This window comes from Streptacidiphilus sp. ASG 303 (assembly GCF_020991365.1).
GTDB lineage: Bacteria > Actinomycetota > Actinomycetes > Streptomycetales > Streptomycetaceae > Peterkaempfera.
Map to the genome: position 1 here is coordinate 90,195 of NZ_JAJLRA010000018.1, position 17,913 is coordinate 108,107.

The window sequence follows — 17,913 nt, forward strand, 5'->3', positions numbered from 1 at the left end:
CGTCGTGTCCGAGGGTGCCCCCCGTCCCGACGGGCAGGTCCGCCCCAGCGGGTCCGAGGGCGTGCGCCCCGGCCTGGGCGATGCCTCCGGCGACCCGCTCGACGGCCCGTCCGCCGACGCACCCGCGGTCCCGCCGGGCGGCGGACGCCCGCGCCTCGACCGGGAGCAGATCCGGGCGGTCCTCGACGACCCCGCCCGTGATCCTGCTGAGCGGATCAGGGCGCTCGGCGACGCCACGGCGATGGTGTCCGCTCGGGTGGCCGCACTCGGCCACGGCGACGGCGCGGACCCGGCCCTGCCCGACCTCACCGAGGTGCAGGAGCGTGTGGCGGCAGGCCTGCTGGACGGCGGCACCAGGCGCGGTGCGGGGATCCTCGACCGGCTGCTCCCGCCGGGGCCCGCAGGCCCCGGGACGGCGGCACCGCACGGGTTCCGGGTGCTGCGGGGCGTGCGGTACGACCCGGACGCCGACGAGGTGCTGCTCCGCGGGGTCCGCCGGCCGCCCTTCGAGGTGGCCGCGGGTCTCGCGGGCCGCAGTGGTGCGGCGGGGTCCGGCGGAGTCCTTGTGGTGCCTGCCTCGGGCCTGGCGGAGGAGGGCTCGGCCGGTTCCGCGTGGATGTCCGGGCTGGCCCGCGAGCTCGGCCGGCCCGTCCTGGCCCCGGACGGCCTGCTGGTGCGCACCGAGGACGGTGAGCTCCTGTCCTACGTCCACGGCGGGGTCCAGGACGGTGCCGGCGTCCCGGACGCGACACTCGAACCCGGACAGTGGGTGTACGTCCTGCCGGACGGCACCCGGCAGCAGGCCGGCCACGACCTGGGAGCCGCCCTGCAGGCCGTCCCCGCGCCCGGGACGGGCCGCACGCCCGGCGACACGGGGGCCACCGCCCCCGCTGAGAACGCGCCCCGGGCGGACCGCCCCGGGTGGAGCGGCACGTCCGGGATCGCGGTGCAGGAGGCCCGGCCCACGGCCGCGCCCCCGTCGGAGGACGGGGAGGCCCTGCCCGTTCCGTCGGTCGGCCGTGAGGCTGTCCTGGGGGTCCTGGCGGACGGCTCCGTCCTGTCCGCCATGGCCGACGACGTCTACGCCCACTTCGGCGACAAGCAGATCTCCGTCGCCCGCCGCGGCGCCCGGGCCGTCCTGGACCGTGTCGCACCGGGGCTCTTCGCCGACGATCCCTCCCGGCGGCTGGTGGTCGCCAAGGCCGTCCAGTACGTGCTGGTGTTCCAGGGGCGCGAGGCAGCCGAGGAGGCCGCGCGCCTGCTGGCGGGCGCGGCCGCGCGCCCGGTGCGACGCGCACCGCAACAGGGGACACCCCCCTTGGGCGTGACGAGGGGTCCGGAGGACGCGGACTCCGTGCCCTCCGGGGGACAGGAGGACGGGCGGCAGGGCGCGACACCGGCGCTCCTGGCACCCGTGCACCCCGGCACCCCGGGCCCCGCCGTGCCCAGGAGCCGTTTCCGGGACGCCGCCGACGTGGAGCGTGCCGTCGAGAGGCGCATGGGGAAGCTGCCGGAGGAGGTGTTCAACGGGCTCGTCACCCGGGCGAGCGGCATTCTGCAGGGGTACGTCGCCCTCAGTGCCGTCCCCGGCAGGGGGCCCCTGGGCGACCACCAGCGCGAAGCCGTGTACCGGGTCGCCCTCGCCCTGCACCTGCACGGCGCCGACGCCGCACACGAGGAGGCGCTGTCCGTCGCCTCGGAGTGGACCGTCCTCCACCCCGACCGCCTGCGCCGGTCCGGTGCGGAGGCCCTGCGCGGCCGGGGCTTCGACCCGGCCGTCCTCGACGCCCTGCTCGACGGGGACCGCACGGCCCTCACCGGCGGTGCGGCGCTCGGACCGGGCACGGCGGGCGTCACGGAGGCGCACTCCGCCGCGGATCCGGCCACCGCCTCCGGCACCGATGCCGACGGCAGCGTGCCGCCCGACACGGCGCTCCTCACCCTCACCGGGCCCGCGCACGTCGACACCACGGTCCGCTCCATCGGCGTCCCGCGCGCCGGGCTGCCCGACGTCCAGCTGCTGGTCGCGGCGCTCCGCCAGGCCGTCACCGAGGCCCTCGAACGCGACCGCCGCGCCGGGCGTCCGGTCGCCGACGTGCCCGAGGACCAGTGGACGGAGCTCCCCGCCACCCTGCTCGGCAACTACCCCCTCCTGCTGCCCGGCAGCACGCCGCGGCACGACGGGGGACTGGTGCTGACGATCGGTGAGGCCGAGGTCCTCGTCACCCTCGACCCGGTGGACCCGCAGCACGTCGCCGCCCCGGCCGAGTCGGTGGACCACGCGGTCCCCGAGCCCGGGCCGGAGGGCGCGGGGCACCGTGCCACCGAGAGCTCGGTGGGCTCGTTCAACACCGGCGCCCACGTGCGGACCACCGCGGGCTCCACCTCCGCGACCCGTCTCGGCATGTCCGCCGGGTTCGGCATCCCGGGTGCCGGGATCCTCCACACCGTCCGTGTGGGCGGTGGCGTGTCCTTCGCCACCAACGTCTCCGGCAGGTCCACCTCCGTCATCGCCGACGCCGAGAACGGGCACGTCGAGAACAGCCGCGAGGAGTCCCTCCTGCTCGCCTACCGCCCCGTCTGGCGGTTCAGGGTCCGCACCGACGGCGCCCTGCGCTGGTCGTCGCTCGACCCGCACACCGTGCCCGCCTCCGGCCGGCAGCACCTGCTGCTGTGGGTGCCGCGCAACTACTTCGGCCGCCCGGCCGGGGAGCAGACCGCCGCGCGGGTCGACCGGCCCGGCACCGTGCCCGAGCACCACTTCACGTCGGGTCTCTCCGACGTGCCCCAGCTGTTCGACGCCCTCCAGGACGCTCTGCGCCCCATGCTCGGCGGCAGGGCCGCCGACCTCCTGCGGATCGGCAGCCCCACCCGGGAGAAGCTGCTGCAGGGCGTCTACAACCTCCGCACCAACCTGGAGCGGGCGACCGGGTCCGGATACCTGCTCCGCCTCCCCGACTCCCGGGGCAGGACGGTGGCCACGATCGTCATCCGCGGCGAGGCCCTCACCTCCGGCGGCCGGCCGGACGTGCGCCGCGTCGGCACGACCAGTTCCAAGCGGCACATCGAGAACGTCCGGACCACCATCAGCGGCGTCAGCGGCTCCCACTCGCTGGCCAACTCGGCCGGCGCCGACGTCTTCGCGGAGGCCGACCTCGTCCCCCGTGTCCTGCACGGCCACGACCTCGGCCTCGGCGTCAAGCTGTCGGCCGGCGTCTCGGAAGGGGACACGACCACGGTCTCCTCCGGCGCCATCGGCCTCGGGGTGTCCGTCCACCGGTTCACGGGCCCGACCAACGCCTACGCCGGCCGGTTCCGGTTCACCGCCGACGTCCACGTCCTGCGTCCGGAGGGGGAGTACGGCGGGAACGTCGACGTCGTCTCCGAGGTCACCCTGAGCATGCCCGTGCCCGAGGCACTGGCCCACGGCTACCCCGTCGACCGCGAGCCGCCCGCCGCCCCCGCCGCGGCCCCCGCCGCCGACGTGCGCCTGCCGGCCCACGTCGCCGACGGCGAAGGCATCGGCCTGGGAGGCGCCGACGTGCGGCAGAGCACCGTCGACCTCCTCCGGCAGGCGGTCCGCGAGGCGGTCGGCACGTGGGACTTCCTGCCGCCGCAGGGCGACCCCTTCGCCGGCCACGGCCGCCTCTCCTACGGCCCCGACCTGGAGAGCCGCTTCGAGAACGAGGTCCTGCTCGACAAGATCCTCTCCCGCGCCGGCCTCGAGTCCCGCCTCGACGACCTGCTCGGGGACGGCGTCCTCTTCGTCCTGCAGCGCCAGCGGGGCGCGGCGGGGGTCGGGTTCGACGTGGACACCGCCGAGGTCACCGTCCGGGCCGCCCTGCGGACCGACCGGACCGGCTTCACGGGCACCGACGACCAGAATCCCCTGGTCCACCTGTCCATGGGCCTGGACACGGCCGGCTTCGGCGCAGGGGCCTCGGCCTCCGTGAAGGCGGGGCTCCGGTTCGGCGTCTCCAACGGCCGCCTCCGCGGGAGTGCCGTGCGCGTCGAACTGCAGCACTCCGTCAGCACGGACAACAGCGTCACCTACATCACCAACCTCCCGATGCTCGCGGAGTACGCGGGTCCGTTGAACCGCTTCTCGACCCTGCTCGACTACACCGTCACCGTCCGTTTCGCCCACTCCGGGCTCCAGGGCTCGGTCCGCTCCGGCATTCGCAACCCCGAACCGATCGTCCTGCGTGACCAGGAGACGGGACTGCGCCTGCTGCCGCTGCGCACGGACGGCCCGGGGGAGTGGGTCTCACCGGGCCCCACCCCGGCGCACGTCCTCGACACCGCCGTCCTGTACCACCTCGACACCACCGGCGCGCGTGCCGCTGCGGCCTCACTCCTCCACGGCGACCTGCTGGAGCCCTCGTCGGGCGCCCTCCAGAGGATCGCCGAGATCACCACCAACACCCACCTCCGGGCGCACTTCAAGCGGATCCTCGACGGCCACTACAGCGACGACCAGGGGTTCGACCCCGGTCTCCTGCGCGACTCGCACGTCTCCCTGCTGCTCTCCGCGGAGGTCGGCCCGTCGGAGTTCGTCGACGCCAGCGACCGCCCGTTCGTCCTCAGCGCCATCAAGCTCTGGCTGAGCCAGGCGTCCTCCTCCGCCTCGACCTCCGACGGCATCACCGTCGGCCAGTTCGACGTCGCCGTCGGCGACAACGCGGCCCCGGGGGTCCAGTCCGCGGCCTTCGACGCGAGCCGCAGCCTCACCCGGACCACCACGGAGGGCGGCACCGTCACCGGGGGCACCGAGCAGATCCCGCTCAGCCTCGGGCGCGCCTACCTCTACCGCGCCAGGGCGCGCCTGACCTTCGCCGGCGGGCAGACCGAGACCGGGAAGCTCGCCCCCACCACCGTCCACCGGGCGGAGCAGTCCCTCGAGGGCCGCACCCTGCTCTACCTCCTCTCCGAGTCCGACGCGCTCGGCCACTACGCCGACGGGACCCTGCCGGTCCCCCCCTCCCGGCTCGCCGACGTCATGCACCGCTGGCTCTCCGGGGACCTCAGACTCGGCGGCACGCTGGCCGCACGCCTCCTCCTGCGCTGGAGGCACGACGGCACCGGCCTGCCGGGCCCGGTCCACTTCGACGGTCTCGCCTCCCTGGTCCGGCAGCTGCACGACACGGGCGCCTCGCCCGTCCTGGACCACGAGGTGCTGGCCCGGTTCAACGCCGAGTTCCCCGAGCACCGGCTGACCCGCCAGGAGCTCGACCTGCCCGACCACCTGACACGGGAGGACCCCGGGGGCCGCTCCCTCGGGCACGCGGGGATCCGCCGCATCACCTTCGACGGCGGCCGGGCCCTGTGGGACGTGCTCGCGGCCCAGATCGAGGCCGTCGCGCCGGGCCTGATCACCTCCGGCACCCTGCTGGCGGACACCTCGGGCCTGCCGGTGGCCAGGGTGCAGGGCGCCGTCGGCGCCCTGCAGGCGGTCTTCGCCCCCGGGCGCCTGGAGGCGGCCTTCGCCGACATCCTCTCCCCCCACGGTCTCACCGTGGACGTGCGCCAGCCGGTCGGCTGGTTCCTGCAGGACGTGGTGCGCGTCGTCATCCACGCCAGGTTCACCGGCGCACCGGAGGGGCGGGACGTCGTCCCGCCCGCGGGCCTGGAGCTCTACCATCACGGCCAGCGCTCCTTCCGCAAGGGAGGGTCCCTCGCCGACACGCAGTCCCTCACGCCGGTGAAGTACGCACCGGAGGGGACCGAGGCCAAGGGCGACGGCACTCTCGCCCTGCACCAGGGGCGGCAGCGGGGCGTCACCGTCGAGACCACCACCTACACGGAGCAGTCCGCGTACACCTGGTCGGGCTACGCCGAGCTCGGGATGCCCCTGGAGGTGACGCTCCATGTCAGCCGGGTCGACACCGCCGGCGGGCCGCTCACCGCGGTGCTCACCCGCTGGTACCGGTCCCTGGCCGGACTCGCCGAGCCCGACGTCCGCAGCCTGCGGGGCGAGGCCGTCGTCCAGGTCCCCATGGCGGTCCTGCGGAACCAGCGGCTCCTGCGCCCCGTGGTGCGCACCGCCACCCCCCTCCCCGTGATGCCAGGCACCACCACCGTGTCGGGGACCGCGCTGGACGACGCCCTCCTCGCCGCACAGGCCCTGGTCCGCGAGGTGTTCGGCCGTGCGGCCACCGACCCGCGACGCCAGGCCAACCCCGTCCTGAGGACACTGCTGTCACCGGGCCAGCTGGTCAACTCCCTGCTCCCGGCCACCACCGGAGGACCCCGCCTGCTCGCCGGCGCCCTCACCGTGCCGGGCGACCCCCTGCGGTACGCCACCGTGCGGATCAGGGCAGACCTGTTCGACCTGCAGCTCCTGGAGAAGGTCGAGGACAGCGGCACCGGCCGCTACACCAAGGACCTGAAGGGGGTCTCGACCAACACGGCCTCCAGCCCCTGGCGGCCCACGGTGAAGGCCGACACCGCCGCCTTCGGCACGCTGCCGCACACGGCCACCGGCTACGAGGAGTCCGTCCCCTGGTCGCGCGACACCGCGCAGACCGGCACCCAGGGCGACGGCCAGACCCCTCGCGGCGAACTCCACATCAAGGAGCAGGGCCCCCTCTACCGCGTCCGCGTCCGCGTCGCCGGACACCTGGAGGCGACCGCATGGCGGCGCCACCGCACGCCCGGCGTGAAGCCGGTCAGGACGGGGTCCTACCGCAGCCGGCGGTTCACCGGCACCGCGGACCTCTACCTCCAGGCGGCCCACGTCGAGGAGCTGCTCGCCCGTCAGGCGGAGTCCGCCCGCGCCGCCCGCCCGTCCGCCCGCCCGTGGCGGGTCTCCGCCCGGTTCCAGGAGTTCGACCTCAACGACCTCCTCGCCGAGGCCGCCCGGCAGCCCGGTGCCACCGCCGGACTGGCCTCCGGCGCGGTGTCCCGGATGCTCGCGGCGCGGATGGACCACGGCAGCACGCGGCTGGACGCCCCCGCCGTCCTCCGCCGCCGCACCCGGCGCCCCACCGAGCTCACCACCGACGCCCCCGCCCTCGCGCTCCGCCTCGACCTGGACGCCCTGCGGGCCGAGGCGGCCCGGACGGGCGTGCGCCCGCCGGCCACCGTGCTGCGCGAGCCCGCCCAGGCCCTCACGGACCGTGCGGCGCCGCTCCTCGACGCCGACCCGGTCCACCTCGTCCGCGACGTCGCCCTCACCCTCGGCGCCTACGTGCGCCTGGACGTCCGCACGCAGGACGGTCCGCAGCGGACGTGGTGGATCAGTCCGCACGGGCGCATGCACGCCTTCGACCCGCAGGCCTTCGACGACACCGACCTGGACGCCGACACCGCCGTCGAGGCCGGCCTGCTGTCGGCCCGGACCCGCCGGGACCTGGAGACGTGGGGGGTCGACTCCCGGGATCTCGGCCGGTTCTACCGCACCTCCTGGGACGTCCCGGAGACCTTCGAGGCGGCGGTGCGCCGCGAGGTCGACCGCCGCGGGGCGCGCCTGGCCTCGGCCGACCCCGCCCTCCCCGAGGTCTTCGCCGCGGCCCTCGCCGTCGAGGCGTCCTGGCGCACCGAGGTGTCGGCCGCCGCCGCCCGGCTCGCCCTCGACACGGCCGCACCGGCCGGCCGGCCGGCCTCCCCGGAGCCCGGTGCCGACCTCGCCGGTGCCGACCTCGCCGAGGCGCAGGAGCAGCTGGACCTGGCGTCCGCCCTCGTGGACCGCCTCAGGGAGCTCGCCGCCTCCCGGGGCTCCGCCCCCGCCCCGGCGGACCTCGCAGCCTCGGCCGCCCGCCGCCTGGACGGCCTGCGGGCAGAACTGGACCGGCGCGGCGCGGCCCTCCTGGACGTGCCCGACGCCACCGGGGAGCCCGGACGGCACTCCGCCGACGGGCCGGGGGAGGAGCGGCCCGCCACCGCCCCCCGACCCGCGTCCGACGACCTCGTCATCCCCGCCGGCCTCGACGTCTTCGACTTCGAGGAGGGGCGGCACACACTCGGACCCGTCGAGGCCGACCGGCTCCGCAGACTCGCCCGGTACCTGGCCGGGGAGCGCACCCGCCGGGAGTCCCGCGGGACGGGGATGCCGCCGGTCGTCATCTCCACCGGCGGCAACGGCATCCGGTTCTCCGCAGGCCGGCAGGACGCCGCCCTGGAGACGAGCGGCGCGCGGGGGCGGCACATGGCCGACCTCCTGCTCGCCGAGCTCGACCGGTACCCCGGCCGGCGGATCGAGGTCCGGCTGCGCAGCCGCGGCCGCGACGTGGCCGGCCTGCGGTCCGCGGTGCCCGGCGAGGACGTCCGCGTCCTGAGGCGGCGGGCCTTCGTCGAGGTCCCCGCCGCCCTCCCCGGCCGGGCCGCCACCGCCGACGCCCCGCAGGCAGACGACGGGCCGGACACGGACGCCGTCCCGCACGCGGACGATGCCGGGCGCCCGGACCGGCTCCAGGCCGGCCCGGAGCAGTCCGGCCCGCAGCAGGCGGTCCCGTCCCCCGACGGCGTGCTCGCCCCCCCGGCGTCCCCCGCAGACCCTGTCGACGAGCACGTCGCGGAGACCGTCCACAGCGGGGCCGGACAGCCTGGGCACGACCTCGCGGACGCGGAGGAGGCCGGGACGGCACGCGCTGCGGAGGAGCCGCACCGCACGGCGCCGGAGCCCGGCCCGTCCTTCCCGGAGGAGTCTGCCGCCCCGCTCCCCGAACCGGACCCCGGACAGACCCTCCGGGCGCCGGACAAGGGCAAGGGCAGGGGCGGCCCCACGCCGGACGAGGAGCTGCGGGAGTCGCGCGCCCGCGCCCTGGACGAGCATGACCGTGCCGTCCGCGCCGTGGAGGAGTCCTTCACGAGGTTCGCCCGGCTCGTCGGCGCCCGCAGGGCGGACCCGTCCGCGCCGAGCGGATCGGCCGTCCCGTCCGAACGCGAGATCGACGACGCGGAGCGCGCGTACATGCGGGCCCTCGGCCGCGAGAGGGTTGCGCGGACCCGCGTCGGACTCCTCGGCCTGGACGTCGACGCAGCCCACGAGGACCCGGACCGCATCCCGGACCACCGCACGGGGCGCCCCGGACCGCTCGGCACCCCCCCTGGGCGGACCGCCCCCGTTCCCCCGGCCCCGACGGCCGACGCCGTCCTGCGGACCTCCGGGCCCTCCACCCCCCTGACAGAGCCGCCGCAGGAGAGGGAGGACGCCCGCCAGCGGCCGACCGGGCCCGTCGCGTTCCTGGAGGCGCCGCGGACGGCGCCGCCGCGCGGCACGCTCCACGCGCCGGTGGACCCCGCCGGGGGCGTCGGTGACGCGCACGCAGTGCAGGACCCTGCACCCCAGGGCCCCGCGCCCCTGGACCCCGCGCCTCGTCCCGATGCCACGGACATCACCGACGCCGCCGACAGCCCGGGTCGGCCCGACCCGGTCCGGACGGCCCCGCCGGCCGACCCCGGGCACGGCGCCTCCCGGCGGTCCACCCGCCACCGGCGCGTGCCGGGCCCGAGCCGCCTCGCGGAGCACCGGGTGCCGGAGACCGTCGCCGAGGAGCAGGACGCCGACCCGGCTCTCAGGACGGACCGCACCGGCATCCCCGACGCCTACCCGGACGGCACCGGGCGCCCGTCCGCCGACGCCCGCCCCGGCCCCGTCGTGTTCGCCCCCGACCTGCTCGCGTACGACTTCGCCGAGGGCGAGCACCGCCTGGCCCGGCCCGCACAGGCCCGCGTCGTGCGGCTCGCGGGTGAACTGGCCCGTCTGGCAGCGCACCATGAGGAGCACGGCCTTCCGCTGCCCCGGATCGTGGTCACCGGCGGCGGCAGCGGCGGCTGGGTGCCCGGCCTCGCGGACCGGGCGGCCCGCGCCGAGCGGAACGGAAGGGTGCGCGCCGACGACGTGGCCCGCGTCCTGCACAACGCCCTCGACGCCCTCGGGGCGGACCGCTTCGAGATCGTCGTCGGCAGCCGGGGCCGTGGGGACCTGCGGCCCGGGGACACCTCCGCCGTCCGGCGCCGGGTCCTGGTCTCCGTCGTGCCCCGCGACCCCGGACATGCCCTGGGCAGCCTGCCGCCGGGCACGGTGCCCGCCGCGGAGCACCCCTGGTACGTCGACCGGGGCATGCTCGGCGAGGCGACGGTGGGGGCCGCGGACACCTGGAGCCGGGAGAAGGCCGCCCCCTGGGCCCGCCTGGTCGCCGAACAGGTGCCCTACCCGGCGCTCGCCGCCGCCGTCGAGGCGGGGGTGACGGACCTCCTCCTCACCGAGGGCGCCGAGGAGTGGCGGACGCTGCTCTCCGAGGGTGTCCTGCGTCCGGCGGGGGGCCGGCTGCTGTGGCTGAGGCCGGTGCTGCGCCAGGTCCGGCCGCGCCCGGTGGTCCAGGCGGACGGCCCGGTCCGCACCTACGGTGTCACGTTCGGCTCGATGGCGGGCGCAGGCGCGACGACCCGGACCACCGGCACCGGTGTCGAGTCCGTGCTGTTCACCGCGCTGGACGTCACGTCCGGTGCCGCGTCGGCGATCGTCACCGGCCTTCCCCAGGTCAGCGCCCGCGCGGCGCGGACCCGCACCGACGGGACCCGGCGCAGCCTCATCGCCGGCCGCAAGCTCTTCACGGAGGGCCTCGCCGGCTTCGAGGCCGACGTCCAGGTCCTCGTCTTCGTCGACGGCGAGCGCTACGCGCCCGACGTGGTCGTCCCCCGACGGCTCGAGGTGGACTTCCCCGCGGTCTACTCCGGGCCCGACGCCCTGCGTCCCGACCCGAAGCCCGAAGAGGTCGACGGCGTCGCCCCGCCGAGGTCCCGCGAGACCCGCGAGGTGCTCAACGCCCTCGACGCGACCCCCCTCGTGTCGGCGCTCCTGAAGGCCCTGCGCGACCGCGGCCTCGCCCCCGAGGCAGCCGCCGAGGTCGTCCGCAGGGCGCAGGCGCTCCTCGACGAGCGGGCGGCGCGCAACCACGGCCCCGCCCTGTTCGGCGGAGGCCACGTCTCCAACCCGATCCGGATCGGCCTCACCGGCTTCCGGGGGCACGTGACCGTCGCCGTCGCGTACCGCAGTGCGCAGTTCCTGGGCGTGACCGAACAGGTCAAGGTCCGCGACGACATGGGCGGCGGGCTCACCCGGGCCTCCCGCCGCGGCTCGGAGGGCGCCGCCGCGGTCGCGGCCGGCCTCACCGCCGTCGGGGTGACCGGCCTCCACGCCGGCCACGCCGCCCCGTCCGGCATGCTGCCCCTCGCCGGCCTCACTCTCCACTGGGGTGAGAACCGGGCGCTCGGACTCAGCACCACGGCGCTGGCCCACACCGTGCTCACCACCAAGGAGCCCCAGGCCCGCTACGCCGTCGTCCTCCGGGTGGACGTCACCGTGGACTCCCCCACCCTCGGGACCTTCGCGCTCCGGGAGGACGTCCCTGCGGAGGTCGGCCTGCCCTGGCGCGACGGCCGCGGGGCGGCCCACTTCGAGGAGCGCGTCCTCGGCGCGGTGCTCACGCCCGCGGTCGCTGCGGCCGCCGCGGGCGGCCCCGGGCTGCGCGCCGCTCCCGGCCCCGTCGCCGCCCACCCCCACGTCCGGGTGCTCCTCGACCTGTCCGGGACCCGTCCCACGCTCGCCCCCCTGCCGCCGGAGCCGCTGCCCCCGGCCCCCCGGGAGCGTGAGCCGCTGGTGCTCGCGGCCCGGCGCGGGCTCGGCTTCTCCGTCGCGGTGGGCCTCCCGGGCGCCGAACTCGTCCGGACACACCTGCGGACGGCGCTGCAGGATCTCGCCGCCGCCGGTGGGAACACCCGGGCCGACTGGGCCCGGGTCGACCGTGACCTGGTGCTCCACTTCGGCAGGCCCGCCCTGGAGGGCGACCTCGCCAACCTCCTCGGCGGCCTCTCGCACACCGTCACGCTCGGCCCCGAGCGCTACCGGCTCTCCGTGCGCGGGTTCCTCCGCGAGCACCGCGGCGTCAGCACATACCCGATGACGGTCAACCTGCGCGCCGCGGCCACCGGTGCCGTCTCCGGCGCGCAGGGCGCCTCGTGGGGCGTGCGCATGGGCGGGGGCGCCGCGCTCCGGCTCACCCTCGGCGACCTCCTCCGCCTCCAGCTGGGAGGCCTCCGCCTCCAGGGCGGCTACACCTCGAGGACCGGGGACGCCCTCGGCGGGACCGTCCAGTCCTACCGCCGCACCGAGACGCTGACGGACGTGGACGAGCACGTCTACGGAATCGCCTACGAGCTGGTGGTGCGGCGGCTGGACGGCCGGCCCACCACCCCGGTGCGCTCCTTCCTCCACCACCCCGACGCCGTCGCCCAGGTCGCCGTGCCGCACGAGCACGCCCCGGAGCGGACCTCCACCGCGGAGGAGGCGGCGGCGTTCGCGCGCCCCGTCTACTCCCGGATCGCCCCCGGGGCCGGCACGGCCCGGCTGGCCCTCCGCAGCGCCGGGGCCGCAGGCGTCTACCCGGCCTTCCCGGTGATGCCCGAGCTCCCCCGCCTCGTCGCCTCGATGCACGCGCAGCTCGCGGACACGCCCCCGGGCCGGTCCCGGGCATGGCCCGCAGACTGGACCCTGTGGCCCGAGGAGCTGGTCGAGCAGACGCGACCGGGGGAGCTGGCGTCCTTCTTCGGGACCCTCACCGGACCCCTGGGCCACGAGTTCGCCCTCCCCGACGAGGGCGGCTGGAGGACCACGGTGCGTCTCCGCCTGACCGTGCTCGACCCCGTGGACCTCGGCCCCACCAGAGGCGAGGTGGAGATCGAGCAGTACTCCAAGTCCGCCGTCCACCACCAGAGCGAGGCCGAGCGGGAGCTGTCCGCCGACCTGTCCGCCATGGCGGGACCGCAGTTCGCCCTCGGCGGCAGGGCTCCGGCGGGCCCGGAGGACGCCGGTGAGCACGCGCCCGAGAGCGGTTCCGGCCACGCGTCCTCCTTCAGCGGCCGTCTCGTCACCGCGCTCCACGGCGAGGCCGCCGTGGAGCGCGGCGTGAAGGAGGAGACGGACCGGGGGAACATCCAGATCACCCGCGCCACCTACGGTGGAGCCACGCACGTGCTCTCGGGGACCCCGCACTTCGAGGTCACCGTCACCCGCTGGCGGTCCGGGAGGAGGCAGGAGCTGACCCGGCACGTCCGGTTCGACGGGGCACTGCAGGCGCTGGTGCCGGAGAGCCGCCTGGCCGAGCTGATGCCCGCCGCCGGGCCCGCGCACCAGCCGTCCCCCGCCGGGCCGCGTGCCCATCTCGCCGGCGCGCTCGTCGCCGGCACGGCGCACGCCGAGCACCTGGAGGCCGACGGGGTCCTCGCCGCCGTCGTCCGCCGGCTGGTCGAGCGCGGGGTCCTCAGAGCGAGGACCGGCGAGCCCGGCCCCCGGCCGGACCTGCTGCTGCGCAGCCTTGCCGCGGCGTTCTCCTCCGAGGCGCTGAAGACCGGCCTCGCCGACCTGCTCGGCTCGGGCGTCTCCCGCTGGTTCCCCGTCGGGAACGGCTTCGTGCGCGTCCGGGTGACCGCCGTCCGCGTCGAGCCCCCGCACGCCGACCGGCCCCGGCCCGACGTGAAGCTGACCCTGCGGGGCGAGGCCGTGACCGAGGGGTCCCGGGCCGACGTGGCCGCCGTCCACGGCGGCGGCGGCGTCCTGGTACGCGTCCGGCTCGGCGACCACGACGGGCACGGCGGCCTGGAGGCCGAGGCCGGCTACGGCCGCCGCAGCTCCTCCCAGCAGGGCAACGCCGTCAAGAGGACCGAGATCTACCGCGCCAACCCCAGGGACCGCTCCCACGCGTTCAGCCACCACCTCGACCTCCGGGTGGAGGTCGGATTCCATCGGCGCCTGCCGCCGCTCGTGGGAGCACCCGCCCGGGCGGCCCGCTCCCTCGTCCTCGGCGGGGCCGACCGGGCCGGCGCCGGACCGGCCGTCCGCCGCTTCTGGGACTCCCGCCTGTCCCGCGACTGGTACGACGGCGGAGCCCGGCCGGACGACCTCGTCCGGGGCACGGTGCACCTGCTCGTGCCCGCCCACCTGACGGTCCCCCGGGACGAGGACGCGCCCCCCTTCACGTTCGTCCGCAGCGACGGCGAGAACCCCCGCCCGGGGCTGCCCTGGGCGGAGGCGCAGGAGCCCGGTGCCCTGGAGGTCACCGACGGGCTGGCGGAGAACATCCACCCGCTGGACGTGCCGGCCGCGCACGCGGCAGCGTCGTGGGTGCGGCCGGCCGCGCTGGACGACGGGACCGGGGGACCGGAGGCGCTCGCCGGCCGGGGGGCCGCCCCCGCCGGCGTCCTGCCCGGGGCCCTGTCCGAGGACCCAGGTCCGGAGTTCGCCTCCCTCGACAGCCTGCTCCGCGACTTCCACACGAGCAGCACCATGCTCGGCCCGCGCACCGTCCAGCTGCTGAGGGGCCGGTACGAGGTCCCCGTCGGCGACCGGACGGTCCGCCTGCGCCTCGTGCTCACCCGGGCGGAGGTCCTCGGATCCTCGGAGGGCTTCGCCCACAAGGGCCGGCACTACGTGCAGCAGGACGGGGAGCCCACCGCGGAGGAGTCGTCCTCCAGCTCCTGGCGCTTCGTCACGGGGCCTGAGGGCGGGGGCCACGTCGACGACGGCCAGATGCTGGAGCGGCTCCCCTTCGGCGTCCGCGACGTGGCCCGGGGTGAGCGGTACACCGCCTCCCTCGGCCGCACCGACGAGCACAACAGGGAGGGTGTCCGCACCTTCCGCTACTACCGCTTCGACACCGTGCTGGTCGTCGAAGCCGCCGACGGGCCCCGCCGGTCCCTGCGGGTCGACGTCCCGGGCGGACTGGTCGCCATGTTCCCGATCGGCCCGGACGGCGCCCTCGTCGACGGGCTGGAGGACGTCCTGCACCCGGGGACGGCCCGCCCCGGCGGCCCCGCCGGGGCCTCCGGCCCCGTCGTGTCGCCGGCTCCGGAGGACGGTCCGCCACCGTTGCGGCAGGATGACGTCCGAGGCGAGGTGCCGACCGGCGGCGCCGACCCCGGTCCCGGGTCGGACGGCCCGGAGCGGTACGCAGCGCCGCTGCCGCAGGACGTCGTCTCCCCGCCTCCCGCTGCGGACCGCCTGGTGCGCGAGCTGCCCGGCATGGCGGAGCGCGAGCGTGCGCAGGTGCTCGAGGCGCTCACGCCGGGGCAGCGCCGTTGGCTGGCCCGCGACACGGAATTCGTCCGTTCCCTCCAGCGGCGGCTCCCGCCGCAGGAGATGGCGGCCACGGCCGCCCACCTCCTGGTCCACGGCGACCTGAGGGCGCACGCTCCCGCCTCCGCCCGGGCGGAGGCGCGGGCGCAGGTGGCGCGGATGCTGCAGGACCCCCTCGTGGCGGGACGCCTGCTGACCGGCGGCGCGGACGTGCTGGTGGTGCCCGCCGACGTGCCGGCGACCGACCTGCACGCCTTCCGCCGACTGCGGGGGCGGACCGCGGGCTCGGGCCGCGTCCTCGACACGGTCCGCGGCTTCAGCGCCGGGGCCAGCGCCGTCACGGAGGAGAACCTCCTCGGCGGGACGACCTCCGTCGGCCGGTCGCCCCACTACGAGGACGGCTACTCCACCACGACCCATGAGATCGCCCACGCCATCCACGACCTCGGACTTCCCGACGCCGACAGGCGTGCCGTCGCCGACGCCTACCGCGCACTGAAGGAAGGCGGCACGGACACGCAGTGGCCCGACGGGCCGCGGACCGACCTCGGCGGCAACGAGGTCGACAACTACTCCTCGGTGAACGCCCAGGAGTTCTTCGCCCAGCTCAGCAACGCCTACCTGGGTACCAACCACGGCACCGACCCCCGCACGGGACGGCCCCGGAACAACGGCGCCGCCTGGGTGCGGACCCATCTCCCCTCCCTCGTCCCCCTGCTCGAGCGCCTGTACGGAACCGATCCGTCGGCGGTCCACCCCCGGCCCGCCAACCCGGTGGACGCCACGCGCGCGGACGAGGAGAGGTACGCCGCGTTCCGTGACTTCACCCTCCTCGTGGAGGCTGCGGCCGTCCCGGGGACACAGGACCGGGAACGGGCGCCGGGTGCGTCCCTCGGGGAGGCCTCTGCCCCGGTGGGTGCCGCGACCGGTCCCGGATCCCCCCCGCCCGTCCTGCCGCCCGCTCCGGGCGGCGGCCTGCCCCCGTTGCGGTCGGAGTACGTCCGTGAAGTGGAGGAGATGGAGGCGCATCTGGAGATCCTGGCCTTCGAGGGGCACGGGGAAGAAGCCGTGGCGCGGACCGGCGCCGACCCCGGCTCCGACGGGGCCCGCCTTGCACCGAGGGGGCCGGTGACGGACTCCGCCCCGGCCGATCGCGCCGACGCCGAACCGCCGTCCATCGCCCAACGGGCGATGCAGGACCTGAACGCGTTCCTGGAGAACGGCCTGTTCAGTGCGGCCCGCATCCTGGTACGGCAATTGGAGGGACGTGCCGAACGGTCGCGGGCACAGGGGGGCCGGGAGTACGAGGAGGCGGCAACGCTGCACACCGGCGCGTCCCGTACGGTCACCGCGTTCCTGGCGATGAACGGCGATGAGGGCCACCCCCGGTTGCGAGCGCTGCCGAAGGTCGTCAACTTCTTCTGGATCGGCCGGCCCCTCTCCGCGGACGCGGTGCGCAACCTGCAGGAATGGGCCGACCGCGCAGACCGCTCGGGATGGCGGGTGCAGATGTGGACGGACACCGGCGAGGTGGGCGGGGTTCCCGTGTCCGCGTGGGATCCACGGGTCCGTGCGGACCTGGTCGCACGTGGTGTCCGGTTCCGGGAGGCGACCGAGCTGTGGCCGCCGGTCAGGCCGACGCTCCAGGGAAGGCTGTCCCTGTTCTTCCAGGGGGCGCAGTCCTCGCCGCAGCCCTCGCCCCGGCTGGAGAAGCTGCGGGACATCTATCTCAACGCGCGCACCGACCGCAACGCCGCGCCGGCCGCCTCCGACGTGGCGCGCTACGGTCTGCTGCTCGTCGAGGGCGGTGTCTACGCCGACGTGGACATCGCACCGGGCGGTGTCCACCTTCCTCCGGCCGCGCCGCTGCTGGGGCTGTCCGACCTCCCGGTGATCGCACCCATGATCCGGGACCAGGCGGCCTACCACCACCAGCGTGACGACCTGGCACGTCGACGGGGCGTCCCGGAGGACCAGGTGACGCTCCGCGACGTCGTCGAGGAACGGTGGTCGCGCGGCGAATACAACAACAACTTCCTGGCCGTCCCGCCCGGGTCGCGCTTCGTCGAGCACCTCGTCGACGCGATCCCCGAAGCGGCCCGGCAGATGCCCGGCCACGAGATGGTCGGCAACGCCGCCGCGCTGACCGGCCCCGCCGTCCTGAGCAAGGCGGTGTTCGCCCAGATCCGGGAGTACGGAATCGGAACCGCCAGCGACACCGAGGTCGCGGCGGCGGTCGACCCGGTCGAGGCCGCCCGCTGGATCGACCTCGGCTGGCTGACCGAGGAGAGCTCGAACCAGGCCTACGAGGAGTCGGCCGGTGCCGGGCAGCCGTCGTTGGCCCCGGAGGAGGGTCCGACGCCGTCGGGACCGGAGGACGGCCGCCCCGGGCCCTCCGCCCCGGGTGGCATCCTGACTCCCACCCCCGCCGCGCCGGACGACAGCGGGGCCCCCGTCCCGCCCGCCCGGGGCGATCGCCTGCGGCTCCCCGTCGAGCCGGTCCTGCGCACCGTCACGGTCCGGCCCGATCCGGAGCTGGTCGCGCGCATCCGCGACGTCGAGGCCCTGCAGAGCCGGGGCGGACCCGTCGCAGAGGCCGTCGAGGTGGCCGCGCGCGACCTGGTCCACCGGGTGCTCCCGGCGGCCCTGGCCGGTGCTCCCGCGGCCGGCGTCCACGTCGTGGTCGCTCTCGGGGAGCACCTCCCCGCGGCTCCGGCGCTCGCCGTCGTGCAGCAAGCCGTCAACCGGCTCGGGCACGGCGTCACCGTCGTGGTCGGCGGCCTCCCGGAGATGCGGCTGTGCCCGCCCGGGTCGTCCTGAGCCCCGCGGGTCCGTGGCCC

Annotated in this window: 1 protein-coding gene; it reads left to right on the top strand. The window is 76.5% G+C overall.

The window, feature by feature from the left end:
• Positions 1-4: 4 nt before the first annotated feature.
• Positions 5-17,893 (top strand): glycosyltransferase, encoded by a 17,889-nt coding sequence (locus LO771_RS20940; RefSeq protein ID WP_230654733.1) that lies wholly within the window; start codon positions 5-7, stop codon positions 17,891-17,893.
• Positions 17,894-17,913 lie beyond the last annotated feature (20 nt).